Source organism: Glycomyces buryatensis, from assembly GCF_004912275.1.
GTDB lineage: Bacteria > Actinomycetota > Actinomycetes > Mycobacteriales > Micromonosporaceae > Glycomyces > Glycomyces buryatensis.
In genome coordinates, this window is sequence record NZ_STGY01000025.1 from 143,565 (window position 1) to 168,685 (window position 25,121).

General features: G+C 65.8%; 20 protein-coding genes. 10 read left to right on the top strand and 10 right to left on the bottom strand.

Annotated elements, in window-relative coordinates:
* Position 1: 1 nt before the first annotated feature.
* Positions 2-916: a transporter substrate-binding domain-containing protein gene (locus FAB82_RS06990; RefSeq protein WP_168801457.1), complete on the bottom strand. Its 915-nt coding sequence runs from the start codon at positions 914-916 to the stop codon at positions 2-4.
* Between the two features lie 209 nt (positions 917-1,125).
* On the opposite strand from FAB82_RS06990, the gene FAB82_RS06995 reads away from it, so the two are divergent.
* Together FAB82_RS06995 and FAB82_RS07000 are read left to right on the top strand one after the other, a co-directional pair.
* On the top strand, positions 1,126-1,920 hold the full coding sequence (locus FAB82_RS06995; protein WP_168801458.1) for a GntR family transcriptional regulator: 795 nt from the start codon (positions 1,126-1,128) through the stop codon (positions 1,918-1,920).
* A gap of 214 nt (positions 1,921-2,134) precedes the next feature.
* On the top strand, positions 2,135-2,905 hold the full coding sequence (locus FAB82_RS07000; protein ID WP_246039480.1) for an SGNH/GDSL hydrolase family protein: 771 nt from the start codon (positions 2,135-2,137) through the stop codon (positions 2,903-2,905).
* 67 nt (positions 2,906-2,972) lie between these two features.
* Here the strand turns inward: FAB82_RS07000 and FAB82_RS27445 are convergent, their stop codons facing one another.
* The 3 genes from FAB82_RS27445 to eccD form a co-directional block, all read right to left on the bottom strand.
* Positions 2,973-3,857 (bottom strand): hypothetical protein, encoded by an 885-nt coding sequence (locus FAB82_RS27445; protein ID WP_211116424.1) that lies wholly within the window; start codon positions 3,855-3,857, stop codon positions 2,973-2,975.
* A 98-nt stretch (positions 3,858-3,955) separates the two neighbouring features.
* Positions 3,956-5,596, bottom strand: a complete 1,641-nt coding sequence (gene eccB, locus FAB82_RS07010) for a type VII secretion protein EccB (protein ID WP_136533827.1) — start codon at positions 5,594-5,596, stop codon at positions 3,956-3,958.
* A 28-nt stretch (positions 5,597-5,624) separates the two neighbouring features.
* The gene (eccD, locus tag FAB82_RS07015; RefSeq protein ID WP_168801459.1) at positions 5,625-7,034 is read right to left on the bottom strand and encodes a type VII secretion integral membrane protein EccD; all 1,410 of its coding nucleotides are present in this window, start codon (positions 7,032-7,034) and stop codon (positions 5,625-5,627) included.
* Between the two features lie 175 nt (positions 7,035-7,209).
* Here eccD and eccCa point away from each other — a divergent pair, with 175 nt between their 5' ends.
* The gene (gene eccCa, locus FAB82_RS07020) at positions 7,210-11,244 is read left to right on the top strand and encodes a type VII secretion protein EccCa (protein WP_136533829.1); all 4,035 of its coding nucleotides are present in this window, start codon (positions 7,210-7,212) and stop codon (positions 11,242-11,244) included.
* Positions 11,245-11,312: 68 nt separating this feature from the next.
* Positions 11,313-11,981, top strand: coding sequence for a hypothetical protein (locus FAB82_RS07025; RefSeq protein ID WP_136533830.1), 669 nt, complete (start codon positions 11,313-11,315; stop codon positions 11,979-11,981).
* Positions 11,982-12,024: 43 nt separating this feature from the next.
* On the opposite strand, the gene FAB82_RS07030 is transcribed toward FAB82_RS07025, so the two are convergent.
* Positions 12,025-13,275, bottom strand: coding sequence for a nuclear transport factor 2 family protein (locus FAB82_RS07030; protein ID WP_136533831.1), 1,251 nt, complete (start codon positions 13,273-13,275; stop codon positions 12,025-12,027).
* Positions 13,276-13,426: 151 nt separating this feature from the next.
* Here FAB82_RS07030 and FAB82_RS07035 point away from each other — a divergent pair, with 151 nt between their 5' ends.
* Complete coding sequence (locus FAB82_RS07035; protein WP_136533832.1) at positions 13,427-14,245, top strand: hypothetical protein; 819 nt, start codon at positions 13,427-13,429, stop codon at positions 14,243-14,245.
* 41 nt (positions 14,246-14,286) lie between these two features.
* Here FAB82_RS07035 and FAB82_RS07040 read toward each other — a convergent pair whose 3' ends face one another.
* From FAB82_RS07040 to FAB82_RS07050, 3 genes are read right to left on the bottom strand one after another with little or no spacing between them, the layout of a single operon-like run.
* A complete protein-coding gene (locus FAB82_RS07040; protein WP_136533833.1) occupies positions 14,287-15,252 on the bottom strand; it encodes a hypothetical protein in 966 nt (321 codons plus the stop codon).
* Positions 15,249-16,364, bottom strand: a complete 1,116-nt coding sequence (locus FAB82_RS07045; RefSeq protein ID WP_136533834.1) for a hypothetical protein — start codon at positions 16,362-16,364, stop codon at positions 15,249-15,251. Before FAB82_RS07045 ends, FAB82_RS07040 begins: the two co-directional genes overlap by 4 nt.
* A 37-nt stretch (positions 16,365-16,401) precedes the next feature.
* Positions 16,402-17,154: a hypothetical protein gene (locus tag FAB82_RS07050; protein ID WP_136533835.1), complete on the bottom strand. Its 753-nt coding sequence runs from the start codon at positions 17,152-17,154 to the stop codon at positions 16,402-16,404.
* A gap of 160 nt (positions 17,155-17,314) precedes the next feature.
* On the opposite strand from FAB82_RS07050, the gene FAB82_RS07055 reads away from it, so the two are divergent.
* Genes FAB82_RS07055 through FAB82_RS28805 form a run of 3 tightly spaced genes read left to right on the top strand, consistent with a single transcriptional unit; the run spans position 17,315 to position 19,915 of the window.
* Positions 17,315-18,478 carry a hypothetical protein gene (locus FAB82_RS07055; protein WP_136533836.1) on the top strand — a complete coding sequence of 388 codons (1,164 nt, stop codon included), beginning with the start codon at positions 17,315-17,317 and terminating at the stop codon, positions 18,476-18,478.
* The gene (locus tag FAB82_RS07060; protein WP_136533837.1) at positions 18,475-19,602 is read left to right on the top strand and encodes a hypothetical protein; all 1,128 of its coding nucleotides are present in this window, start codon (positions 18,475-18,477) and stop codon (positions 19,600-19,602) included. The genes FAB82_RS07055 and FAB82_RS07060 overlap by 4 nt, the downstream gene beginning before the upstream one ends.
* Before the next feature lie 49 nt (positions 19,603-19,651).
* Positions 19,652-19,915 carry a mycothiol transferase gene (locus tag FAB82_RS28805; protein ID WP_136533838.1) on the top strand — a complete coding sequence of 88 codons (264 nt, stop codon included), beginning with the start codon at positions 19,652-19,654 and terminating at the stop codon, positions 19,913-19,915.
* Here the strand turns inward: FAB82_RS28805 and FAB82_RS07070 are convergent, their stop codons facing one another.
* On the bottom strand, positions 19,916-20,944 hold the full coding sequence (locus tag FAB82_RS07070; protein ID WP_136533839.1) for a hypothetical protein: 1,029 nt from the start codon (positions 20,942-20,944) through the stop codon (positions 19,916-19,918).
* Between the two features lie 5 nt (positions 20,945-20,949).
* Positions 20,950-22,011: a hypothetical protein gene (locus FAB82_RS07075; protein WP_136533840.1), complete on the bottom strand. Its 1,062-nt coding sequence runs from the start codon at positions 22,009-22,011 to the stop codon at positions 20,950-20,952.
* Between the two features lie 752 nt (positions 22,012-22,763).
* Here FAB82_RS07075 and FAB82_RS07080 point away from each other — a divergent pair.
* Positions 22,764-23,963, top strand: coding sequence for a hypothetical protein (locus FAB82_RS07080; RefSeq protein ID WP_136533841.1), 1,200 nt, complete (start codon positions 22,764-22,766; stop codon positions 23,961-23,963).
* 212 nt (positions 23,964-24,175) lie between these two features.
* On the top strand, positions 24,176-25,036 hold the full coding sequence (locus FAB82_RS07085; RefSeq protein WP_136533842.1) for a hypothetical protein: 861 nt from the start codon (positions 24,176-24,178) through the stop codon (positions 25,034-25,036).
* Positions 25,037-25,121 lie beyond the last annotated feature (85 nt).

Here is a 25,121-nt window from a genome sequence, read left to right on the forward strand (position 1 = left end):
GCTACTGGTAGGAGTCCCCGCACAGGTCCTGCGCGGTCAGTCCGTCGGGGTGGTTGTCCTCGACGGTGAACTGGTATTTGCCGACCAGGCCCTCCCACGTGGCGGTGTCCTCCAGGAGCTCGGCGAGCTTCTCGTTGACCGCGTCGCGGAAGTCGGTGTCCTTGGGCTGGAACACCGCGGCGCCGGCGCCGATGATGTCCTCGCCGGACTCGGGGTCGACCAGCCAGAAGTCCTCTGTCACTTCGAGTTCGCCGTCGGCCTCGGCGGCGAGCTTGAGGTTCGCCCCGGTCAGGCCGATGGCGTCGCAGCGTCCGGCCTTGAGCTCCAGGATGAGGGCGGGAAGGTCGGCCCCGACGTTGATCCTGTCCTCTTCGAAGAGCTGATCGGCCACCTCCTGCTCGCTGGTGGCGTTCATGACGCCGATGGTGCCGCCTTCGTCGGCCATCGCGTTGAGGGTGGTCCACCCGCCCGGATTGTCCTTCAGGACCAGCAGTGCGTCCGGCATGATGTAGTCCGGGTCTGCGAACGCGACGTTCGCACAGCGCTCAGGGGTGACGTACATGCCCGCGATGACCATGTCGTGGGTGCTGCCCAGGCCACCGATGAGGGAGTCCCACTCGGTGAAGATCCACTCGATCTGGCCGGGTTCGATGCCGAGCTCGCCGAGCAGGTGGGTGTGGACGTCGACGGACTGGCCGGTGACCGACTCGTCGTCGGCCGTGTAGGCGTAGGGGTTCTCATCGGCGTAGGCGACGCGGATGGTGCCGCCGTCTTGCGCGTCTGCCAAGAGGCCGCCACCGTCTTCACCGTCGCCTCCTTCGTCCACACGGGAGCAGGCTCCCAGGGCGGAGGCGGCAGCGATGCCGGATGCGCCGAGCATCAGGCTGCGGCGGTTGAGATTCAATTTATCGGACACGTTGGGCTCCTCCAGAAACTTACTCGTGTTCATTGCCGACCCTAGCCGTCTAATGTAAGTTTGTCGACAATCTGATTATCGACGTTCGGTAACGAAAACGTTGTCAAACCTTGTCCTGTCGGCGCGTGCAACCGGGGCTTTAGACGGAGCGTGGTTTTCGGGTGGCGCTAAGATCCTGGCCAGAGCGGACAGAAGGAGAACAGACAGCCGTGTCAGATCGCAAGAGCGGTATTTCGGGCACTCGCCAGGTCGGGCGTTTGGCCCCTGTGCGGCGCACGTCGACGGTGGACCTCATCGCCGACACCATCCGCGACGCGATCGTCGACGGCTCACTGCCGCCCGGCGCTCCGCTGGGCGAGGCCGAGATGGCCTACCAGCTGGGCGTCAGTCGCGGGCCGCTGCGGGAGGCCATGCAGCGCTTGGCCGCCGAGGGGCTGCTGATCATCCGGGGCCGCCGCGGCCTCGCGGTGCGCACCATGACCGCCGAGGACGTGCGCGACGTCCACTGGCTGCGCTCGCGCATCGAGCCCGAACTGGGCCGGCGCCTCTTGGGGCTGCCGCTGGCCGAACGCAAGGCCGTCATCAAAGACCTTGGGGGAGAGGTCAAGCGGATGCAGCGTGCGCTCCGCACCGATGACGCGCGCATCCTGGGCGACGCGTATCTCGCCTTCCACCGCATGCTCTCCGACGCGGCCGGTTCGCCCCGTCTGGGCCGCATGATGGGCACCCTCCTCATCGAGACCCGGCTGAGCACCTTCTCGATGTACGAGCACTTCGAGGTCCACCGCGACCTCGTCGGCGAGCACGAGGATCTCCTGGCCGCGCTCTCGGCCGGCGACTCCGAGTGCTTCGGTTCGCTCCTGCGCGCCCACCTGGAGGCCGAGGTGGAACGGCTGCTGGTCGGTCCCGGTGAGGCCAAGGAGGACGAGGACGAGCGCCTGCTCGCCGAGACCCCCGACGAACCCCAGCCGCTCGACCGGCTCGACCTGCCCGAGGGACTCTGACCCTCGCTGGTCCACTTACAACAGCACCGGCTCCGCCTCCCGTCCTCGGGGCGCGGAGCCGCTGGCGTGCAACGGGAACGTTCGGCGTCAATTTTCCGACTCGCCGCGTTCCGTTGGTGGATCATTCGTTATCGAATTGCTATAAACAGGGCTCCACTACCCGGACAAAATTCGAGATGGAGCCCGAATGACCCACCCCCGGAGAATCTCCACAATGGTGGCGAGCTTGGTCGTAGCCACCCTGACGACCCTCCTAGCCGCCACCGGAACCGCACAGGCGCAGACCACCGAATACGTCGCACTCGGCGACTCCTACGCCTCCGGTGTCGGAACCCGCGAGTACATCGAGGACGGCTCCGGTTGCAGCCGTTCCACCTACGCCTACCCCTCGCTGATCGCCGCCGGGACCGGCGCGGACTTCACCTTTGCGGCCTGCTCGGGCGCCGAGACCGGCGACCTCATCGCCAACCAGCTCGGAGCCCTCTCCGACAGCACCGACCTCGTCACGGTCACCATCGGCGGCAACGACACCGGCTGGGCGAGCGTCATCCAGCAGTGCGCCTACCCGTCCCCCTGGACCTGCGACGCCGAGATCGCCGCCGCCGAGCGGTATATCGACGAGCAGCTTCCGACCGACCTCAGCGCCGCCTACGACGCCATCGCAGCGGCCGCTCCGAACGCCCGCGTCATCGTCCTGGGCTACCCGCGCCTGTTCAACGGCGAGGAGTGCAACGCCATCACCCGCATCAGCTCCGCCGAGCAGGCGGCCCTCAATAACGCCGCCGACCACCTCGGCCGGGCCATCGCCTCGGTCGCCGGCGGCTACGGCTTCGAGTACATCGACGTGCGCGATTCCTTTGAAGGACATGCCATCTGCGACGACACGGAGTGGCTCAACGGCTTCTCCTGGCCGGTCGCGGAGTCCTACCACCCGAACCGGGCCGGCCAGGCTGGCTATTACGACCTGCTGTCCGCCCTCGTCTAACGCCTTGAGACGCAAAGCGAAGGCCCCGCCGGTTTTCTGGCGGGGCCTTCACTTCGCTTGCGGGGGTTTACTCCTCGCCGCCACCACCCATGAACGTGGCATCGCAGACGACCCAGACGTCGTTCTCCTTGACCATGTCGAGGGTTTCGTCCGACTCGGTGGGCTCCCCGGTCCAACCGGTGATGTTGTACTCGTCGTCGAACTCCGGGGTCGGGACGTTCATGCTGGTGTGGACGTCGACGGTGGCCGTATCGCCATCGATCTTCTCGCCGGTGACCTCGTACTGGATGTCCATGTCGACGTCCATCTCCGGGAGGTCCGTCTGACCGAGTTCCTCGGCCGCCGACTCCATGTCGGCTTCTGCCAGCGACGACTCCATGTCAGACACCGCCTCGGCGCAGAAGTAAGGCTTGATGTCCTCGACGAGTGCGGCGGCGTCGGCGTTGTCGCCGCCGGAGTACATCGCAACGAGGACCTCGGACATGACCGGAAGGAACTTCTCCGCCACCTCTGTGGGGGAATCCGACGCCGACGGCGCGCCCGCGCCGTCCCACGGCTTCAGGACGAGCAGCACGATCGCGACGACCAGGACCAGGACGCCCGCGCCGATGCTGACGAACAGGCCGGTCTTGGACTTCTTCGGCGCCTGCCCGGGAACGCCGGGGCCGCCGAAACCGGGCTGGGCCCCGTAGCCGGGCTGCTGACCGGGTTGTCCTGGCTGACCCGGCTGCTGCCCGAAGCCGCCGGGCTGCTGCTGGCCGTAGCCGGGCTGTTGCGGCTGTTGACCATAGCCGGGTTGCTGCGGCTGCTGGCCGTAACCGGGTTGCTGGCCGTATCCGGGCTGTTGCGGCTGCTGGCCGTATCCCGGCTGCTGCGGCGAGTACCCGCCCGGCTGGCCTTGGGGCGGTTGCTGATTGGGGTCGAACCCAGGCTGCTGGGGCGGGAAGGTCATTGTGAGTCCTCGGGTTGTGGAGTGTTAGGCGACAGGCTAACACGGTGGAACCAATGGCACCGCCCACCAAAATCTGGTGAGCGGTGCCGCCGGTGCGCTTATTCGCCGCCCTCGTCTGCGGCAGGCGACTCGCCTTCGGCGCCCTCGGATTCGCCTTCGGAACCGCCGGTGCCGTCGTCGGCGGCCGGGTCGCCGCCCGTGTCGTACTCGGGGACCTCGGCGTCCGGGTTCTGCTCCTTCTTCGCGTCCTCGGGGTCGAGGTCGGCGCCCTTGGGAATCAGATCGAGCATGACCTGCGGAACCCCGGTCGAGGTCACGCCGTCATAGCCGAGCATCTTCTTGGTCGACCCCGTAATCTCGTGGTCCACGATGCCGAAGCGGTAACCCCGGTCGTCGATCAGATACGTGGCCATCTCGAAACTCTGGCCCGGACTCGACTGCGACTTCACCAGCGCCGCCGTCCCGGCGGGTAGCACGGTCTGCGCGGTCTGGCCCGCGATGTTGGAGATGATCTCACCGTTTTCGTCGAGCGTGATCTCCTTCGCCCGGGTGGTCAGCGTGCTGGGAGCCGAGTCGTACAGGTTGATCTCGACCTTGGCCTCCTCAGCAGAGGTGGCCGGGTCGAAGACCGCGCAGACTGCGGACTGCTCGGGGCGGGCCGTCCACAGCTCCTGGACGCCCTGCGGGAACGACTCGGAGTCCGCTCGGTACTGGGCCTGCGAACCAGTACCGGAGACGACCGAGGACTGGACCGGGAGCCGGTCCCCGGTGTTCTCGATGCCCGCGCCCTCGAGCAGCGTCACATCGGTCTCGGAGATCGGAGCGAACTGGGCCTCCCCGCCGTCCTGCATCAGCACGAAATACGACCCGCTGGCCTCGACCGTCTGGCCGAAGTACAGGAACTGTCCCTCACTCTCGACCTCGGAGGGGGTGCCGAAGTACTCGTAGTCGGAGGTCTTGGCGGCCAGCGGCGGCCCGGGAGAGATCGTGTTCATCACGTTCTCGTTGATGGGAACCGCATCAGCCCGTTGCAGGTTCAGGAGGTCCAGGTCCGGGATCTCGAACTTCAGGTCGTTCCACAGCAGGAAGTAGTCCGGTTCCTCGGTCTCCTCATGCACTGCGGTCTTGGCCAGCATCCATTGCTCGGTTCCGAGCTTCTGCCCACCGGTCATGTCCGCGACGACCAGCTGGGTCAGGTACAGGTGGGGGTCGGAGCCCGGCTCGCTCGGCATCGAGCAGGCGTTCCAGTTCTCGTTCTGGAGCAGGTCCTCCTTGCCCGGAGGAATGCTCGGGGCGCCGGGGATGCCGACGGTGAAGCCGCGCGGCCGGTCCTCCAGCGACGAGAGTTTCAGGTTCTGCACGGTGGGCATGCCATTGTCGCCGGGCTGGGCCAGCAGCAGCGCGGAGGTGTAATTGTGCACCGGCCACAGCATGGCCGGGTTGTCGTCGGTCGCCTCCTGGCCGTCCTGCGTCGTGTAGACGTAGACCGCGCTGGTGCCCTTGACGACGATGATATTGCCCACGACCGGCTCTTCATTGCCCTTGCCCAGCAGCGCCGCGATCGCGAAGCCACCGAAGACCAGCACCATGATCATCACGGACACGAAGATCGATACCCCGATGCGCCGCAGCGGACGCTCGACGGAGTCGGGGTTGGCCAGCACCAGCGCCTGGTTCATCCGCGAGGTTATGAACTTGTGGGCGTCCACCTGTTCGCGGCGGGAACGCATCTGTGCCATCAGATATCCCTTTCAGAGGTGGGAGAAACTAGCCCCGGAGCGTCAGCGCAAAGGTGTACAGGCCGCAGATCCAACCGACCAGCGGCAGGATCGCCACGATCAGGAGCGCCTCGCAGATGTCGAGCGAGCGGCCCCACGTCGGGGCGATCTTCTTGCCGGCCACGGCCAGGCCGTAGACCATCGCGATCACCGTGAGCAGCACCAGCGAGCCGAGGATCGCCGCGAGCTGGACGACCATCGAGTTGGTGCCGATGAAGATCGCCGTCAGCACCAGGGCCAGGCTGCCCATGCCCGAGGCCAGCATGACGATGCGGGCCGGGCGGTCCTCGACGGTGCGGGAGCGGCTGAGCATGATCAGGCCGACGATGGTGGCCAGGAGGACGCCGGGCAGGGTGCCCGAGAAGGCCAGGGCGATCGAGGAGACCAGGCCGACCACGGCGGCGAAGGAGTACAGGGCCTCCAGGTAGTTGCCGGCGTGCTCGGAGAGCTTGAGGATCCGCTTGCCGTCGATGGCCTCCGTGTCGCCCTCTTTGAGCTCCTCGGTGGTCGTCGGCAGGGTCGGGGTGGGGACCATCGCCATCGTCAGCGCCAGTCGCGGCGCCGAGGGCAGGATCGTCATGGCCAGCGGGGCGGCCAGGGCGGCGCCCGCCGCGGCGGTTCCACTCTCCTGCAAGGCCATCATGAAGCCCACGGCGATGCCGAGGACGACCGCGCCGAGGATGGTCACGATGAACACCGGTGCCGAGGCCATATCGCCGACGGCGACCATCGACAACACACTGAACAGCAGGACCGCACTGGCGGCGATCATGACGTGCGGTGCGGCCAGATCCCACAGGCTCTCGTCGCCGGCGGCGATGAGCAGCCCGCCGACCCCGCTGTAAATGACGGCGACGACGCCGAAGTAGGTGGCCGCGCGGGAGTCGCCGACGGCCCGCGACAGCAGCGCCGAGGCGCCGACGAGGACCGCGGCCACGCCGAGGGCGACGATCGCACCGGGCAGGTGGTTCGGCCCGGTGAACAGGATCGCGATGGCGCCCGCCGCCAGGGCCGCGGTGCCGACGCCGATGCTGAAGCGCTTCGTGGCCACGTGGTCCCAGCGATTGCCGCGGGAGTCGGTGGCGGTGGCGACCGCGTCGATGATGTCGTCGAAGACGACCTCGGGCTTGGCCGCGTCGGCCGGGTTGAGGTACAACATCTCGCCGTCGGTGATCGACAGCTGGGAGCAGGAATGCCCGATGTCCACGGCGTCCTCGCCGAGGCGGGACAGGATCCAACCGCCGTTGTCGCCTGCCTCGTCGATGTAGTACTCACCGGCCTGATGCAGGATCGTAGGCAGCAGGTCCGACAGGGGGACATCTGAGGGCAATGCGAGGTCGATCCTGGTGCGAGGACTGACGATCGTCACCCTGCTTAGGGTGGCCGACTTGGTGCTCACCGCACGAACCTCCGGGTCGGGTTGAAAATCGGGGGACATACACAGGATAAACGCATTGCGCCAACGACCGAGTACCGCATGAGTGGCGATGCGGCTCTACCCTGTTAAGTGCGATACTCGTACAGAGCGCGCTTCGTTCGGCAGGGCGCATCCCCGGTGAGTACAAGGACCCAGTGTGACGACCAAACTCTTCCGCAGGCCGCCGCGTAAACGCGGTCCGCAGGCGCCGCGTGGCGACATCTTGCTCGAGTCGCCGCCCGACATGCCCGACCCGCAGCCCAAGAACATCGCCCAGTATCTGATGATATTGCCGATGCTCGCGGGCGCTGCTGCCATGGCGCTCATGATGATGAGCCGCTCCGGCATGGGCGGCGGTGGCGGTGGCGGCAACAACACGCTGCGCATCGCCATGGGCGCGATGATGGGCATCTCGATGGTCGGCATGATGGCCACGAGCATGACCTCGAACCGCGGCCAGAAGAAGGCCGAGTTCAACGCGGACCGGCGCGACTACATGCGCTACCTCAACCAGGTGCGGCGCCGCGCCCGCAAGGGCGCCGAGCGGCAGTGGCGGGCGGCGCGCTGGCGCCACCCCGACCCGAAGGCGCTGTGGTCGCTGGTGGGTTCGCGGCGCATGTGGGAGCGCCGTGCCAAGGACGATGACGCCCTGGACATCAGGGTGGGCATCGGCAAGCAGCGCATGACGATGAAACTGGTGCCTCCCGAGACGAAACCGGTCGAGGACCTGGAGCCGATGACGTCGATGGCGCTGCGAAGATTCGTTGCCGCCCATTCGAACGTGATCGACATCCCACGTTCAATGAGCTATACCGAGGCCGGGCGCGTGGTCCTGCGCGGCGACCGGCAGATCGTCATGGAGAACCTCCGGGCGCAGCTGTGTCAGCTGGCGGTCCTGCACTCGCCCGACGATGTGCTCATTGCGGTTGTCGCCGACCAGGAGCGGATGCCCGACTGGCACTGGGCCAAGTGGCTGCCGCACCTCCAGCACCCCAGCGACGAGGACGGCGCCGGGCCGGTCCGCATGTTCTACAACTCGACCGGGAAGCTCGAAGCCGCCCTGCGCGATCAGCTGTCCAGCCGTGGCGGCTGGTCGCCGGGAGCGACCTCCGGTGACGGCGAGAAGCACCTGGTGATCATTCTCGACGGCGGCGAGGTCGACCCGACGGGCATCGTCGCGGCCGATGGCATGGCCGGCGTCACCGTCTTCGACTTCTCCGGTTACCTGCCCCGCAAGCCCGGGGCGCACATCAAGCTGTTCGACGTCGCCGTCGAGGAGGTCCGCACCGAGCAGGCCGGGCGCCGCCGCGTGCTGGGCAAGCCGGACCGCCTCTCTACCAACGAGGCCGAGGGCGTCGCCCGCAGCCTGAGCCCGTGGAGGCTGACGCTCAAGGGCGCCGGCGGCTCCACCGAATCCGGCGACGAGGACGCCTCGCCGATGTCGAACCCGTCGGGTCTTCCCGAGATGCTGGGATTCAACGACGCCGCCGCGATGGACCCGGCGGTGCACTGGCGCGAGAAGCCCATCAAGGACTACCTGAAGGTGCCGATCGGGCCCGGCCCGGACGGTGCGCTCGTCGACATCGACTTCAAGGAGGCGGCGGTCGGCGGGATGGGCCCGCACGGCCTGCTCATCGGCGCGACCGGTTCCGGTAAGTCCGAGGTGCTCCGCACCATGGTCGGTGCCCTGATCGCCACGCACTCTTCCGAAGAGCTCAACTTCATCCTCGTCGACTTCAAGGGTGGCGCCACGTTCGCGGCCCTGGACGACCTGCCGCACGTCTCGGCGGTCATCACCAACCTCGCCGACGAGATCGAGCTGGTCGACCGCATGCAGGACGCCCTCGAGGGCGAACTGGTTCGGCGCCAGGAAGAACTGCGCAAGGCGGGCAACTTCACCAACCGGTGGGAGTACGAGAAGGCCCGCCTCGCGGGCCAGCCGCTCGACCCGATGCCGACCCTGATGATCATCTCGGACGAGTTCTCCGAAATGCTCGTCGCCAAGCCCGAGTTCATCAACCTGTTCCTGCAGATCGGCCGCATCGGCCGTTCGATCGGCGTGCACATGCTGCTCGCCTCGCAGCGACTGGAAGAGGGCAAGCTCAAGGGCCTGGACACGTTCCTGTCCTACCGGGTCGCGCTGCGCACGTTCTCCGCGCAGGAGTCGCGCACCGTGATCGGTTCCGGTGCGGCCTACGAGCTTCCGCAGGCGCCCGGCCACGGTTACCTCCAGGTCGGCACCGAGGAACTGGTGCGCTTCCGTGCCGCCTACGTCGGTGGCACCTACAAGCCGCCGAAGAAGGTCGCCTCCCGCGCCGAGCGGATCGCCGCGGTGTCGCAGAAGGTGCAGCGGTTCCTGCCCGGCTTCGTCGAGCTCCCGCCCGAGCCGGAGCCCGAGGAGGAGCCGGAAGAGGAGATCGAGGAAGAGGAAGAGGAGGAGAGCAAGCTCTCCGTCCTCGAGGTCATCGTCCAGAACTGCATCGGCATGGGCCGCCCGGCCCACGAGGTGTGGCTGCCGCCGCTGCTCGACCCGCCGACGCTCGACCAGCTGTTCCCGCCGCTGGAGGCCGACCCGGTTCGCGGCCTGACGCCGAAGAACTTCGCGCTCAACGGAAAGCTCCACGCCGTCCTCGGCGAGGAGGACCGCCCGTTCGAGCAGACCCGGTCCCCGTTCATCGTGGACCTGTCGGGCGCCCAGGGCACGGTCGCCATCGCCGGCGGTGCCGTCTCCGGTAAGTCGACGATGCTGCGTTCGCTCATCGGATCGCTGGCGCTGACGCACACGCCTCGGGAAGTCCAGTTCTACTGCCTCGACTTCGGTGGCGGTTCTCTGCGCGGCATCGAGGAGCTGCCCCACGTGGCCGGCGTCTTCGGCCGCCAGGAGGAAGAGGGCGTGCGGCGCACGATCCAGGAGGTCTCGACCATCCTGGACGAGCGCGAGGCGTTCTTCACCGCCAACAAGATCGACGGCATGGGCACCTACCGCCGCATGAAGGCCGACGGCAGGTACCAAGAGGACCCGTACGGCGACGTCTTCCTCGTCATCGACAACTGGATGACGCTGCGGGAGGACTTCGAGCCGTTCGTGGACTCCATCCGCGCCATCGGTAACCGCGGTCTGTCCTACGGCGTGCACGTCATGGTCACCTGCACCCGCTGGGGCGACATCCGCATGAACATGCGCGACATGTTCGGCCTGAAGCTGGAGCTCAAGCTCTCGGACAATATGGAATCCGAGATCGACCGGAAGGCCGCGGCGAACGTGCCGAAGGGCCGCCCGGGCCGGGGCCTGTCGCTCCAGAAGCTGCACTTCCTCTCGGGTGTGCCGCGCATCGACGGCATTCGTGACGGCGACGACTTGCAGCCGGGCGTGGAGGACTTCGTCAAGAAGGTCAAGCAGGCCTGGCGCGCCGCGCCTTGCCCGCCCGTGCGACTGCTGCCGCGCGAGCTGCACGTCGAAGGGTTCCTGCAGGCCGTCGACCGCTCCAAGCCGGGCATTCCGATCGGCCTCAACGAGGCCGGCCTCAAGCCCGTCTACCTGGACTTCCAGACGGAGCCGCACCTATTGGTGTTCGGCGACTCGGAGTGCGGAAAGACGAACCTGCTGCGGCACATCGCCCGTCAGATCCAGGCGACGTACACGGACAAGGAAGCCAAGGTCATCATGGCCGACTACCGGCGCGGCATGCTGGAGGAGATCTCCAAGCCGACGCTGTTGGACTACGCCATGTCGGGCAAGCAGTTCGAGAACTCGATCAAGAACCTCAAGGGCCCGATCGAACGGCGAATGCCCGGCGACGACGTGACGCCGCAGGCGCTGCGCGACCGCTCCTGGTGGACCGGCCCGGACCTGTACCTGATCGTGGACGACTACGAGATGGTCGGGACCAGGCAGAACCCCATGGCGCCCATCGCAGAGCTGATCCCGCAGGGCCGCGACATCGGCTTCCACGTGATCGTCGCCCGACGTGCGACCGGCGCCAGCAGGTCCATGATGGACCCGATCGTGGGCCAGATTAAGCAGCTCGAATCGCCGGGCCTGCTCATGAGCGGACGCAAGGAGGAGGGCGCGATCTTCGGCAAGCTCCGCCCGAGCCCGCAACCCGCCGGCCGCGGCACCCTGGTGCGCCGCAAGGACGGCGAACAGCTCATCCAGACGACCCTGCTGCCGCCCAACGGCAGCGGTCAATAACCACCGACAGAACAAGGGGGCCGTCGATCTTCGGATCGGCGGCCCTCGCCTTTGTAGGAGCCCCTTGCATGGACGACGATCAGGTCCGCCCCGCTCGCGGCGGATGGTGGACGGCGCTCTGCTGGACCCCGCTCGCCGCGGCCGTCGTCTTCGGCGCATTCTGGCTGAACGCTTTCTACGGCGGCAGTGGATATCCGACCGGCGCCGTCATTCTGGCCTTCTGCATCACGTCGGCCTTCGGCATTGCCGACAGCGTGAAGTATCGCCATCGCGCCGCCTGGCTCATGAACCTGCCGCTGATCGGGGTGTTCGTCTGCTCCGGTTTCGCCGTCTACGACATCGCGATGGACTACCGCGGCATTGTCGACCAGTGCGTGGTCTTGGACGTGACCGACCGGGAGGTGAGCGGTCGATTCGGCTCTCACATGGAGAGCGAACTCGCGGTGGACTGCTACGGCTTCGCCACCGAGGTGACCGTGGGCTTCGGCGAGTTCGAAGACCCGAACGGCTACGGACTCTCCGATGACCACGGCCTCGAAACGGACCCATTGGACGGCTGTTGCTTCTCGGATTCGGTGCCCGAGCAGGCCATCGAGGTCGAATACGATCCCCGCGAGATCCTGGACTCCCGCGCATCCCACATCGAGCGGGATCCGGCCGACTTCGGCGTCTACGTTTTCGTGTTCCTCGGGCTGGCCCTCTTCGTCCGCATCGCCTTCGCGATCAAACCGCCGTGAGCCGAGCCCCCGCATCGAAAATCGATAACACCGGGGCGACGTACTACGCCGCGATCGAGCAGACGCTGTTGAAGTCGAAGCCGCCGTCCCAATCCTCGGCATCCTCATCGGTGGCGCTCTCGACCTGGCCGTTCTCCCATGGGGCAATGAGATAGCGGCCCTCCTCGTCGTACTCGACCCAGAACCGGCTGACGTCGATATCGCATTCGAGCACCGCGGTATCGTCGGTCTCCTCAGAGGTCAGCGTGACCGCCGCCAGCCCCGGCGTGCGGTTGACGATGTGGAGGTCAGAGGTGGCGTTCACCATTTCCTCGGTCGTGCCCACGCTCACCTCGGGATAGGTCAGGACCTCCCAGGACCGCTCATCGTGGATCGAGAACTGATCGGGGAGATCGCTGATCTCCGACCAGCCGAGCCCGAACGGGCAGCCGTAGCCGACCGATCCGTCCTCCGCGGCCAGACAGTCATCGAGGAAGGTGTGAACGCGGGCGTTCAGGTCCTCCTCGTTCACTCCGGAGACCGTGAAGCCCCCGATGTCGGAGAGTTGCAACCCATAGCCCATGGCCTCGGCAACCGCCAACTTCTCGGCGGTGACCTCGTCAATCTCGCCGTCTACGACGAACTTGTCCCCGAGCGAGAGCAGCGCGGGCACTTCGAATTCGAGGCCTTCGGGGGCATCGGCGTAGAACTCGTACAGGCCGGGGAGCACATCGAATTCCACCGACTCGGAGGTGAACATGTCCTCCGACTCGTCAGCCGCGTTCTCCAGCGGCGCAACGAACCCGTTCACTTCGAAGTACGGGACCGGCTGACTTGAGACGGTGAGCGTCCCGAACGGGTGCGACAGCTTCCATTCGCCGTCGACGCGGTCCAGCTCGAACTGCTCGGTCGCGCTCGCGCCGGCGGGCCCGGTGATGGTCGCCCGCACCACGGCCGAGTCGTACTGGAAGCTCGGATTCTCGGCCTCCTCGAAGACCTCCAGCTCGAGCTCGCCGATCTCCCAGTCGGCGCTGGCGGCCTCGGCGGTGAGGAGGTCGTCGCGGTTCTCATTCTGGCCAGCGGCCAAGGCCCGCGCGGTCTCGACGTCGCCGCTGCGAGAGGCCTCCAGGAACTCCCGCACCGTCTCCACCGGTTCATGCGCGATGGTGCGGGACTGAAACCACCCGCGGGTGAACCCGGCCGCGGCAGCCAGGAGCAGCAACGCGAGCACCGTCGCGGCGATGACTCGCGCCCGGGAGGGCCGGTAGTCAAGAGCCGGTTCATCGTGGTTCTCTTGTGATGCTGGGGATGGCATGGGGATCCTCGGGGGTCACGGAGGGTGGGGCGAGGGCCATTCTATGTGGTCTCGGCGAGGCCTGTGGTCCTCGCGGGAACCGGTTATCTTGGGACTCATGCACCCTCGCCTGCGATCTTTCGCTCACACCGTCGACCGTGTCCTGGAACGCGTGCCTTACCCGGTAACGGTCCTTGCCTGGATTTTCGTGGTGCTCGCCCTGATCGTCGGGTCCTCCTGGCAGCCTGACCCAGCAGTGTTCGCGAATCCGACCCCGGCCGAGTCCACTGAGTCGCCTGCGGCGGAAGAGGAACCGGTGCAACCGAACACCGATCCGGTGCAGCTGGACGAGGACGAGATCGGGCTCGGTGTGGGCATGGGCAACTCGGGGTTCACGATCTTGCAGGACGATTTCCGCCAGGGCGCCGATGTGAGCTGGGGTGTGCTGCTGGCCAATGACCACCCCGACTATGTTGCCCTGGTTTCCGTGGCACTGACGGTCGAAGCCGAGAACGGTGACTTCGCGGTACCGCGCGTGCTCTCCGTGGCGCTGGAACCGGGCGGGACCAGCTGGGCAGGTGACTCCGGCGAGACCTACCTGGAGGACGAGTCGGTGTTCGACGCCGCCGAGCCGGTGCGGGCCGTGGACGCGACCCTCGAGGTGGACGAGATCACCTGGTACGAACCGGAAGGCGTGACGGGTTGGGAGGTCTCCGACGCGGATTTGCAGGTGACCGAGTTCGAGGACGAACCGCGTGGCGGAGAGCAGTTGCTGACGGTCACGGTGGAGAACGACAGCGGGCTGGCCGTGAGCCTCGGCAATCCCACGATCGTCTACCGGGATGAGGAAGGCAATATTCTCGGGGCCGAGAGTGGTCTCCACAGTCTGGGTTGGATGCCGACCGGTTCGGCGACGAGAACCCTGCGGGTCGACGCCGAACGAATCCCGCCCGGAACCGATCTCACCCTGACGGCCTTCGGCACCGGCTGACCGGTCATCGAAATCCGTTGCGAGAACACGCTAGAGGCGAACTACTCGAACTCGTCGGTGCCTGCCGAAAGACAGTCGGAGAAGCTGCCTTCCGCGAACCCGCGAAACTCGAAGGTGCCATCCGGCGTGAGAACCGGAGTCACGTGCCCCGGATCGAGTTCGCAACTGGCATGGAACGCGACCGGCTCTGATTCGCCATCCGGAATGCCTTCGGCGTCAAGGTTGAGCGTGACCCCGGTGTAGCCCAGGCTGAACTCGTTTCGGTTCACCGCCAGGGCGACCGCCCCCGTCGCGCCGATCGACCAGACATGGCTCGTGACCTCGTCGTACTGCTTCAGGTCAACGAACACTGTGTCCCGGTCGAAGCGCGTGAAGCTCAGGCACTCTGCGGACTCGTCCCCCTCGGGTACACACCCTTCTAGGTAGGCGTCGAAGTCGGCCAGAACCTGAGCCTCGACCTCCTCGAGCGACGCGGCCAGAGCTTCCCGGTACACCGCTTCCAGGTCGACGGTTCCTCCCGGTTGCACGACGACCGTGGCCGGTTCGATGAAGGGGGCGAACTCGAATCGGTAGACGCCGGCCGGAACGTAGAGGCCGCCGTCACCTTCCTCATCCACCAGCTCGGAAAAGTCGACGCTCTCGCCATTGACGGTCGCCGCCGAGAACAACTCGGAGGACACGCCGGCGAGATCGCCGCCCATGACACCTACATCATCGTCTGGTTGGTGGAACGCGATCTCATACTCGGCCCCGCCGGATTGGACGGTCGCGACCACGGTGCGCCGGCCGCGCTGTTCGACGTCGAGGAGTTCCCAGTCGCCCAATGGCAGGGGCGATTCGTTCTGGGACTCGAAGTATTCGGTGACAGCCTGTTCTTGCTGGGTCGGTTCGGGCTCGAGTTCCAGGGCGAACAGGAACGATGTGGCGGCGAGGGCGATCACCATCGCCTCGGCTCCCAGCGAGAAGCGCCGTCCGATGCTCAAAGTCTTCATTTTCATCGGGTTCATGGGAGTACCTCGCAGCCCTCGTGGATTGTGGGGCCAGAGATTCCGTTCGGGTGGCTCACCTCTGGGGCCTCGGCATGCACAACGGGGTACGCGATCAGGTCCGGGAAATCGCAGGCCAGGTGAAACGCGTGCCGATACTTCTCACCTTCAGGCTCGTCTCGGTAGAAGGCGTGGCCGGAAACCTCCATCCGGAGGGGTGCGATTGAGTTGGCGACGAGAACCCCGTTGGCGTCGACTTCGAGGCGCCATTCCGGGTACTCGATGACCGTCCATTCCACGTCGAACGGGTCCCACAGGCCCATCATGAACAGATCGAGTTCGAGCTGGTCAATACCGAACGGGCAGCTGTCCCAGGCTGAGGCGGTGCCCACAATTGGTTCCGGGACCGATTGCGTCGCACAGTCTTCGATGACATTCGTGGCCGTATTGTGGGCCACTTCGGCGAAGTCGCCCGGATTGAGCGGAGGCGTCGCTGTCGCATCCGCAGGCGGATCGTCCCCGGGGAAGAGTGCGACCCGCCCGGCCTCGGCACCGAAGTCGTAGACACCCGGCAGCACGGTCAACTCGACCGTGCTGCCAGTGATTGCGAGGCCGTTGACTTGCACGAAGTCGCGCGAGACACCGGCCTCAAGGATGAACATGTTGGTGGCAGGGTCCATGATGTACGGACCGTTCGCCCCTTCTCTAACAGTGAACTGGCCGGTCTCGGTCTGGCCGTCGAAGTCGAGGTCGACGTCCACGGTCGCCTCAGCTGTCACGCCCATCGGCAGTTCGGCAGCCTCACTGGTCCCGACAGTCTCGACGCGGCCGACGGACCAGTCCTCGCCGATCACCTCGGGGTCAAGGTACTCCGGGTGACTGGGGTCCGGGACGTAATCGGTCAGTGCGAGTGCCGACTGGATGTCCTTGTCCTGCAGTGCTTCAAAGTAGGAGGTCACCGTCTCCTCCGCGATCCGCGAGAAGTCGCTCTCGTACTGGTGACGCCAGATGAACGCGGTGCAGGTCAGCACCAGCGAGACGACGACGACCCACACCGTCACCCGGAATTCGCGCCTGGCGCGATCGGGTCCGGACTTCGGGGCTGTCGGCGGCTTCGAGGTCGGGTCAGCCATAGGGGTATGGGACACGCTTCCGTCGTTGATTTCCATTTCAGATCGCCAAGATCATGGTGTTCTCGAAGTCGGCGCCCGCGGGCGGTTCGGAGAACCGGGGAATCTCCAACACGCGAGTGGAGGTGCCGGGCGGCAGCACATCGCCCATCGAGCCGCTCGCCTCAGCGCCGCCGAGGAGCGCGCCGTCCGCGTCGTAGAACAGGGCGAAATAGTCGACCTCGTACGCGTAGGCCGCGACGTTGTCGACCGTGAGGTGGAAGGTCACCGTGGAACGGTCGGAGGCGATCTCGATCTCTTCGACCAGGAATCCGATGGCGGTCCGAGCCTGGAGTGGTTCGGCGTTTTTGGTCTCGAACCACGCGAGCTCGGTGATCGATACGGTCACCTCGGTCACGTCAGGGAGGCCATAGATCGACATGGCGTTGCCGAACGTGACCGACTCGCCCGACCGCAGCGGGGACTCGAGCGTGAACACCTCGAACTCCTCCGTCTCGGTCTCGTCTCCGCCGACCGCCGTCACCTCGATGACGAAGGTCGCGGCATATTCGGTGTGCGGGTTGGAGAAAGAGGCCGCCCAACTGACGTACTCGCCGTCTTCTGAAGCGCGGAACACGATGTCGGCGACGCTGATCTCCGCGCCCACCTCCGCATCCTCGACCAACTGATACTCGCTGACGACATACGGCGGGTCATTGGCCTCCTCATAGTGTTGTTGATCAACGAAGCTGTCCTGCTTCGGAGTCCAGCCGAGGACCATGAGGAAGATGAGGACGACCAAGACCGCCCCCACGACGAGCACCCGGTCTGGCAATCGGGAGAAGACTCGGGCGGGATTAAGGTGGCGAGGGATTCGGGGCAGCCGCACCGGTCCATGATAGGAGCACGACACCACCGAATGGAAACATCGTTGTACGGTGAGTGCCGAATGCCCCTGAGCCCCTGGGAAAGTAATGGTCGCCCGCAGAATTCAACCGCAGGAACGCCGCCGCCGACACTGGCCCGACGCGCCCCTGCGCTCCAGCACCCGTCGCATCCTCGCCCTGGTCATCGCGCTCGCTTTGACGGCCGGCGTCGCAGTTGTCGTCGGACGGTGGACGACCGCCCGCGGGTACGCGGATGAACCGGTCGAAACGGTGCGTGCGTTCTTGGAGGCCTCCCGGGACGGCAATGTGGACACCGCGCTGGCAATCGCGCTGGACGAGCCGACGGGTCGCACCGACTTCATTGCCCCGGACGCGATCAGCGGCGACTGGGAGATCACCGAGCTCGGCCTCCATGTCTGGTCACCGGACTCCGGCTCAGCGGTGGTTCTGGCGACGATCACAGGTCCGGAGGCGACGGCCGTGACCGAAGCGTACGAATTGGATCGCGTCGACGGTGCATGGCGCATCGAGAACGCGTTCGCCGAGCTGGAAATCTCGCAGCCATTGCTCCCTTACTTCGAGCTGAACGGCCACTCGGTGCCGGTGGAACCGGATGCCGGCGTCCTCTCCTTCTCGTTCCTGCCCGGGGTCTATCAGCCCTACCGAGAGACGTCGCCGGACATATTGGAATCTCACAGCCCACCGGTGATCGTCTTGGGCGACACGGTGTTCAAACACCCCAACGATGAGACTCCAATGTGGGGTGATCAGTTCTTCAACTTCGCGATCACGATTGGGGCCGAAGACGCGGTGAACGAGCGCCTCGCCGCATACCTGGACGACTGCCTCTCAGCCGAAGACGGGCCCGAACGATTCGGCTGTCCCTTCGGCCTCCCGGACCACCGGGTCAATGACCATTTCGGGGGCGAGGGCGACGACTTCGAGAAGTCCTGGGAGATAACCACATATCCGCGGGCTGCCGTCACCAGCCTGAGCGGCGTCATCACCTCCCCCGAAGAGATGATCTTCGCGACGAGGGAGCCCGGGACCGCCAGGCTCACCGCGACTGATGCGGACACCGGTGAGGAGGCCGTGATCGACTGCGATATCCCGCTGGCGGCCCTGTACCCGTACTTCGGCGCGGACGGCGGCTTCGGGATCGGCCCGAACGAGGACCCGGAGGGAGAGTCGAGCGGCAAGGCGAGCTGGTGGAGTTCCGACTTCGACTCCGGCTGCGAGGGCGCCGAGTGAGCATCGATCCGTATGTCGAGTTCCAAGCCGACGAACCCGTTCCGGATGAGTTGATCCCGGTCCGTTTCCGCCGCAGTTGGGTGGTGATCCTCCTGGTGGTCATGGCCGTGCTCGTTGCGGCCTTCTCCTTCATCCTCGTGAAAGATTTCGAGTGGCTGGCCTTGGGGCCGTTCACGTCATGCGTCGGTGTATTCCTGCTCTTCAGCAGGTGGTTGCGGCACCCGTGGACCTACTACGATCCGCGCTCCAACAGCCTGGTCAACCCGACCATCTTCGGCATCTTCGACCACCGGACCCGCTTGCCGCGCACACCGGACCGGGGACGCTTGATCACCAGTGGCGATCGCATCCTGCTGGAGCTGCCGAGCGGAAAACGCCGCTCGCCAATGCGGCAGATGTTCACCGATGACGACGACTTCCTCGCGGTGCATTGGGCCATCCAGGAGCGCCACGATTCAGTGGTCGAGCCGGGACCCCCACTGCCGGCTCCCAAGCTGGGCAAGGGAACCAGCATCATCCTGGTCACGGTGCTGGTGGTCATGCTCGTGGGCCCGCTGACCGGCTTGTCAATACAACTCGTGTCCGACCGAGAAGAAGACCGCATGACGGACCTGGCCGCGTCCGTGTCGCTCGACCTGTGCGACAGGGAACGCTGGGAAACGGCGCTCGCGCCGTTCGAGGAGGCGGAGCTGAACAGAACCGAATCCGACCCCAGGCCATGGCCGTCCGCCAGCTGCGATCTCGAAGTCACGATGGATTTGCCCTCGGGCGAGCGCCTCGAGGAGATGGGGGTGTCGTTCGAGGTCGATCTGGCGGACGACCCGAATCGCTGGACCGAATACACCTGCGACGAGGTCGAACCCATTACCTGGCGTTCGTTCGCGGACCGATTCGAGGCGCTGGACGCCGGTGCGCCGCAACCGCTCTGTATGGGATCCGGCATCGCCGACCTCGAAGTCATGGAAGCCGGATTCGTCAAGGGAGCGTGGATTGTCACGGCCCGGATCAACTACGGCGCGAGCAACAGTGACCCAACCCAGGAAGATATTGAACGGATCGAGGAGCTGTTCCTCGAAGCGATCGTCCCCTCGATAGACCAGTACCCGTTCGAGCTCATCGACTGAGCGCTGTCCTGCAAGCTTGATGTCGCACCTCGATGGCAATATCGCGAGCATGACCGACACCAAGGCACGGCTGCACCGCGATCTCCGCAACGCCCGCGAAAGCCTGCTGTGGAAACTCGACGGCCTGGGCGAATACGATCTGCGCCGTCCCATGACTCCGACCGGAACCAACCTCCTCGGCCTGGTCAAGCGCATCAGCGGCACCGCCGGACTGCGTCCCGACTTCAACGGCCTGCCCGAAGGCGACGAGGGCTGGTGGTCCGACTACCGCGACCGCCTCGAACAAGCCGCCGACAAGGCCGCCGGGCAATAGTCAGGTGCGACCCATGCCGTCGCAGGATTCCGCATGGCCGGGATCGGGGAATGCGATGGTGTCGCTTCCGTTGATCACCGCAGTGGTGGCACGGAAATCGGTGACGAGGAGACACCGACTCCTGACGGTCGTGGACCGCCCTTCGTTATCCTCGCCGGTCGCGGTGAGTTGCAGCTCCGCGCCGTAGAACCCGAACTGGGCGGTGGCCCCGGCATATTGCAGGACCTCGATGACCTCGGGCGGCACGACCGTCCACTCGTGGCCCTCCAGATTGTCGTACCCGTCGTCGTCGATAGTGACCTCCTCGAGGACGGGATCCGGCAGGCCGGTGCAGTCGGCGTCGGATTCGCCGGAGTAGCAGTTCTCCAGCAGCGCAGTGAGATCGGCGGCGATCTGTTCCTGGAGGGCAGCGGAATCGGCCGCGGCGGCGTCGGCGAAGAGCTGGTTCAGATTGAGATTGTCCCAGGGGCCGAGGGCCACCGTCACGCTTTCGATGAAGGGCGCGAACTCGACGGCGTAGACCCCGGGGCGGAGGTAGATGGTGCCCTGCGAGCCCACAGATTCGGCCTCAGGCAGGTCGATCTCGGTGCCGTTGAACTTGACCGGGCCGGTGAAATCTCCGGGGGAGTAGTTGACGGGAACCACAGGGACCCAGAGCAGGAGCTCGTCGCCTTCAGTGTCGACGCGGAAGGAGAAGAGGTGCTCTTCCTCGCCGTGCCTGATTGTTGCCTGGACCACGCTGCTGTCGCGGGTGCGTTGGGTGACCTCGCCGATTTCCCAGTCCCCGCTAGGCGGGGCCTCTTCGTGTATCGGAATTTCGGAGGATGCAACGGTCAGGGCGTCGGCGGCGTCGAAATCTCCACCGCGAAGGGCCTCAAGGTATTCGGTGACCAGCTCGACCTTCTCGGTATCGACTTCGACGATGTCGGAAGAAGCGAGCTGGAGCAGGCTGAGGCCCCCGAATCCGAGAGCGATCGCCACCGTCACCGCGATGTCCGCGGCGAGCAATTTGCGCCCCGGTCCAGTCAATATCCTCATTGGATGAACTCGCATTCGGAGTCGTAACCTGGGGCGAGGCCCGGGAAGTACCCTTCCCCGTCCGCGTCGATCGCCATATCGAAATAGCCGGTGTTGATCTCGCAGCGGAGATGGAATGCCTGCCGCTCACCGGTTTCGCCGGAGTCGGCCCGGTAGAAGGCCGAACCGGACACCTCCACGCTCCCCGCCTCGACCGTGTTCACGGTGAAAAAGTAGACGCCATCATCGGTGCTGACCTGCGGATACTCCACGATCTCCCAGTCGAGGTCGGTCACATCATGCAGATTCGGCAGGTCATCCTCAAAGTATTCGAGGCCCGCGGGGCATCCGCGAGGTACCGGGAAGGCCCACTCCGCGCAGCGATCGAGGTCGGCCTCCACTAGACGCTGAGCGGCATCGGTGTACTCGGACGGATCGGGAAGGTTGACAGTCTCGCCCGCTGAGAGCTCGGTGTCGGGAAACACCGCATGGCGTCCGGCCGCCTCGGATCCGAAGTCGTAGACCCCGGGAAGCAGGAAGATCGAGTCGAACTCGGTGGGCTCGACGGCCTCGCCATTGACGGTGATCCAATCGAAAGCGCGCTCGCTCTCGACTCGAGTCTCGTTGAGCGGCATCTTGATATGCGGAACGTCATCCGTCTTTCCGACCTCCATCACCCCTGAGTCGGACTCCCCGTCGAACTCGAGGATCACCGTCACGTCGGCGCCGGAACTGGATTCGGTGCCGGCGGCGGCGATGGTCGTGACCTGCCAGTCGTCCGCGATGATCTCGGGCCGCAGGAACTCAAGGTGCTGGTCGGTCAGATCCAGATCGGTCAAGGCCAAGGCGGCATCGATGTCCTTGGCCTGGAGCGCATCGAAGAACTCCCCGACGATCTCCGAGGCCTCATCGTTGGTGAGCGGGGGATCCGAGCTGGCCGGACCGGTCAGGACGACGAGGCTGAAGATGACCGAGATGAACACAATCGAGGTGACAATGTGGACCTCGCGGTCGGCCTTGCCCTGGGGCTTCGGGGGTTTGTAGGGGGGAGGGGGCGGGGGATCGTGCAGTGTGACCACGACGGAGAGTGTAATTCACCGGTGCCGCTCCGTCAGGACGCCGAATTCCACCTCGAACTTCGTCCCCAAGCGAGGGCCGTGAACTGAGACGGCATGAGCACTTGGGGTTGCTTTGTGTCGCTACGATACCCATCAGTAACCATTGGTACTCGACAGCGGATGGTTCCGGCGAACTCGGATGCACCTCAACGAGGATCGCGATCCGCGATGATCGAAGACGATCACATCCACCACCCGACCCCGCAGCCCGACCTCCACCGATCCCCTGGAGCGACGTCGATATGTCCTACCCTCCCCCGCAAGGCACCCCACCGAACCGGTTCTCCCAGCCGGAACCGCAACCCGGCCACCCGGGTCCGCAATCCGGTCCGCCGCTCGGTCGGCCCGGCCCCCCACCGGGCCAACCCGGCCCGCTCCCGGTATGGGAACCGTCAACCGGCCCGACGAATCCCCGACCCCCGGGCCAGCCGTCCCAGCCGCCCTACCCGCCCGTGCCGGGAAACGTCCCATCCCGCCCGCCGCCATACGGACCACCCGGTCCCCCGCCACCTCCCAAGATGTACCACCGCCGCCACATCCTCAGGGTGGTCCTGATGATCGTGCTGCTCCTCGGCGGCGGAACCGCCGCGGGGTGGTGGGCGGCACGCAACAGCTGACCGACGTCCCACGTCCACCTGCCCCTCCGAACCCGTCGAAGCGGACGACTTCGACTTCCCGGACCCGATTTCGATCACTGAAAAGGTAATTCGACGATGAATAGCCCCCACCCCGGCCGGAACCGACCGGTCGAACCGCGTGACGCACAGAGCGCGTCGCGGCACCACGCCATACAGCGCGGCGACGGCACGATCGATTGGAGCCGTGGCGAACGCATCAGTCCGAAATGGCGCATGGGCGCCGTGCTCCTCGGGGCGCTGCTATTGCTCGGGGGTTCGGTGCAGCCCAGTACATTCGTGCCGACCGACGAGGTCTTCGCCAGCACCGATCCAATTCCCTTCTCGCCCGAGGGTTCCGAGCACTTCTGCGCCACCGTAGGCGCCGACATGCCCTTTGAAGTCGATCCCTCGGTTGAGACGGTCGTGGACGACTGGTACGAGCCCTACGTGGTCGGTCTGGAGTGCTGGTTGGCAGTGGCGGATGAGGAAGGCGTCGATTTCGAGCTGGAGTTCTTTCAAGACCCGCAGGACTGGCGCGAGGACGTCGCGGACGCCTACGAGGACTTCAAGAGTTTCGCCGACGGATCGGATGCCTACGTTTCCGGGATCGATCTCGGGGACTTTGGCGACCAGGCGCTCCTGCTCCATTCCCAGTACGACGACGGCTCCGGCGGCTATCGACTCTTCACATCGGTCGGGAATGTCGCGATGGTGTTCTACGCGAGTTCCGCTTCGACGCAACGGGAACTCGACCTGACCCTCCATGCGGCAAACCTGGTGATGGCCGAGTTCGACCCCGACACCCAAGCTCGCCCCACCCTCCCCGAGACGCCGCGTCGCTCCGAGCTGCTTCCGGACCTGTGCGACTCAATGTCGTTGGAGGGCTGGGAACTCGCGGCGGACCAGGCGCCAGTGCAGGGCCGAACCGAAGACGACGGCGCCCGATGCGACTGGACTGGAACCGGATCGAACGATCTCACGACATTGACCGCGGACATCGAGCTCCTAAAGGCGGTCCCGATTCAGGAGCTCACCGACGAGGACGCCGCAATCTCCCGCTGGTACGAGCTGTGCGAGGTTCCCGGCAGGGAGTTCGTCAACGACCGCCTGGCGTTCCTGCATTACGACCGCTCGGTGAAGTACGGCTACTTCGAAGCGGAGATCTTCTGGTACTTCGAGAATATCGTCATGCGAATCGAAGTCGTCCAGCCGAACGACTCCGACGCCGAGCCGCAGGCCCAGGCCGTGGCTGTCTCCCAACTGGTGGCCAACGAACTGCGAGCGCACCTTGAATGATGAGGCGAAGACCCGGCGCGCCTCACCATGAGGACGCGATCTCGGCAAGCTCCGCCCGAGTCCGCGAGCCGCCGACCTCCGCACCCCGCTGCGCCGCAAAGGGCGATTCACGTGGACTGTGAAGGATGCGGGATTCTGTTACTGTCCGTCCGTGGCGAAGTGATCACGTTACCCGCCCAATCTCCTGCTCCGCACCCTTGAAGGACACTCCTGTGGCCGACCACAACCAGAACCCATACCAGCAACCCGGACCCCAGTCGGGTTTCCAACCTGGACCGCCACCGGGTTACCAACCCGGACCCCAGCAGCAACCCCAAGGCGGCCACCCCCAACAGGTCCCGCCCCCAGCCGGCTATTCGTCTGGGCCCCAAGCGCAATCCGGGTACCACCCTCCGCAGAACCAGCCGCCCCACGGGTACGGCCCCCAGCCGCCCGCCCCGCCGAAGAAATCGGCGGGCGGCAGGATCGTCCTCCTCCTGGCCCTCGTCCTGGTCCTGGTCGGATCCGGGGCCTGGGCATTGTGGATGATGCAACGTCCCGATACCACCTGCGCCTCCGGCGCCGAACTCCTGGCCTGCGACCCGCCGATCGAGTCGGGCTCCGGCGAGCCGACCCCCGACGAGAACCGCGTCGAGGACGTCGACGCCGGCATCTCCTACGAGCTCCCCGAGGGCTGGGAACAGCAGGAGTCCGGCGACCTGATCGAGGCCTTCTCCTCGGCCGCGGCCGGTCCCGACGGCGGATCGGTGGTCGCCTTCCACGGCGATCCGATGACGGGGGAGGAGATGTCGTTCTCGACCTCCACCATCGCGGGCGAGAACTCGGAGTTCTTCTACCCCTATCCGGACGAGAGGGAAATCCTCATCTCCGAAGCCACCGAGGTCGACGGCGAGGAGGCCTACACCTTCACCTGGGAGGTGTCCACGGAAGGCGAGGACGCGATGTACGGCCACATCGTTCACGTCCTCACCGAGGACAGCTCGATCTTCCTCATGGGCATGGCGATGCCCGACACGGACGAGAACCGCACCGAGATCGACACCGTCGTATCCAGCATCGCCCTCCTAACCTGATCCAGCTCGTATCCAGCATCGCCCTCCTAACCTGATCCAGCGCCATCGCCGGACTCATTGCAACCCAACGCATTAGAAGGAGCAT

Bases quoted from the DNA above. Each gene is read 5' to 3' on its own strand.
- FAB82_RS07000 (WP_246039480.1), top strand. From the start codon at position 2,135: ATGGTGGCGAGCTTGGTCGTAGCCACCCTGACGACCCTCCTAGCCGCC.
- FAB82_RS07025 (WP_136533830.1), top strand. From the start codon at position 11,313: ATGGACGACGATCAGGTCCGCCCCGCTCGCGGCGGATGGTGGACGGCG.
- FAB82_RS28805 (WP_136533838.1), top strand. From the start codon at position 19,652: ATGACCGACACCAAGGCACGGCTGCACCGCGATCTCCGCAACGCCCGC.
- FAB82_RS07080 (WP_136533841.1), top strand. From the start codon at position 22,764: ATGAATAGCCCCCACCCCGGCCGGAACCGACCGGTCGAACCGCGTGAC.
- FAB82_RS07040 (WP_136533833.1), bottom strand. From the start codon at position 15,252: ATGAACCCGATGAAAATGAAGACTTTGAGCATCGGACGGCGCTTCTCG.
- eccB (WP_136533827.1), bottom strand. From the start codon at position 5,596: ATGGCACAGATGCGTTCCCGCCGCGAACAGGTGGACGCCCACAAGTTC.
- FAB82_RS07030 (WP_136533831.1), bottom strand. From the start codon at position 13,275: ATGCCATCCCCAGCATCACAAGAGAACCACGATGAACCGGCTCTTGAC.
- FAB82_RS07045 (WP_136533834.1), bottom strand. From the start codon at position 16,364: ATGGCTGACCCGACCTCGAAGCCGCCGACAGCCCCGAAGTCCGGACCC.
- FAB82_RS07055 (WP_136533836.1), top strand. From the start codon at position 17,315: ATGGTCGCCCGCAGAATTCAACCGCAGGAACGCCGCCGCCGACACTGG.
- FAB82_RS27445 (WP_211116424.1), bottom strand. From the start codon at position 3,857: ATGACCTTCCCGCCCCAGCAGCCTGGGTTCGACCCCAATCAGCAACCG.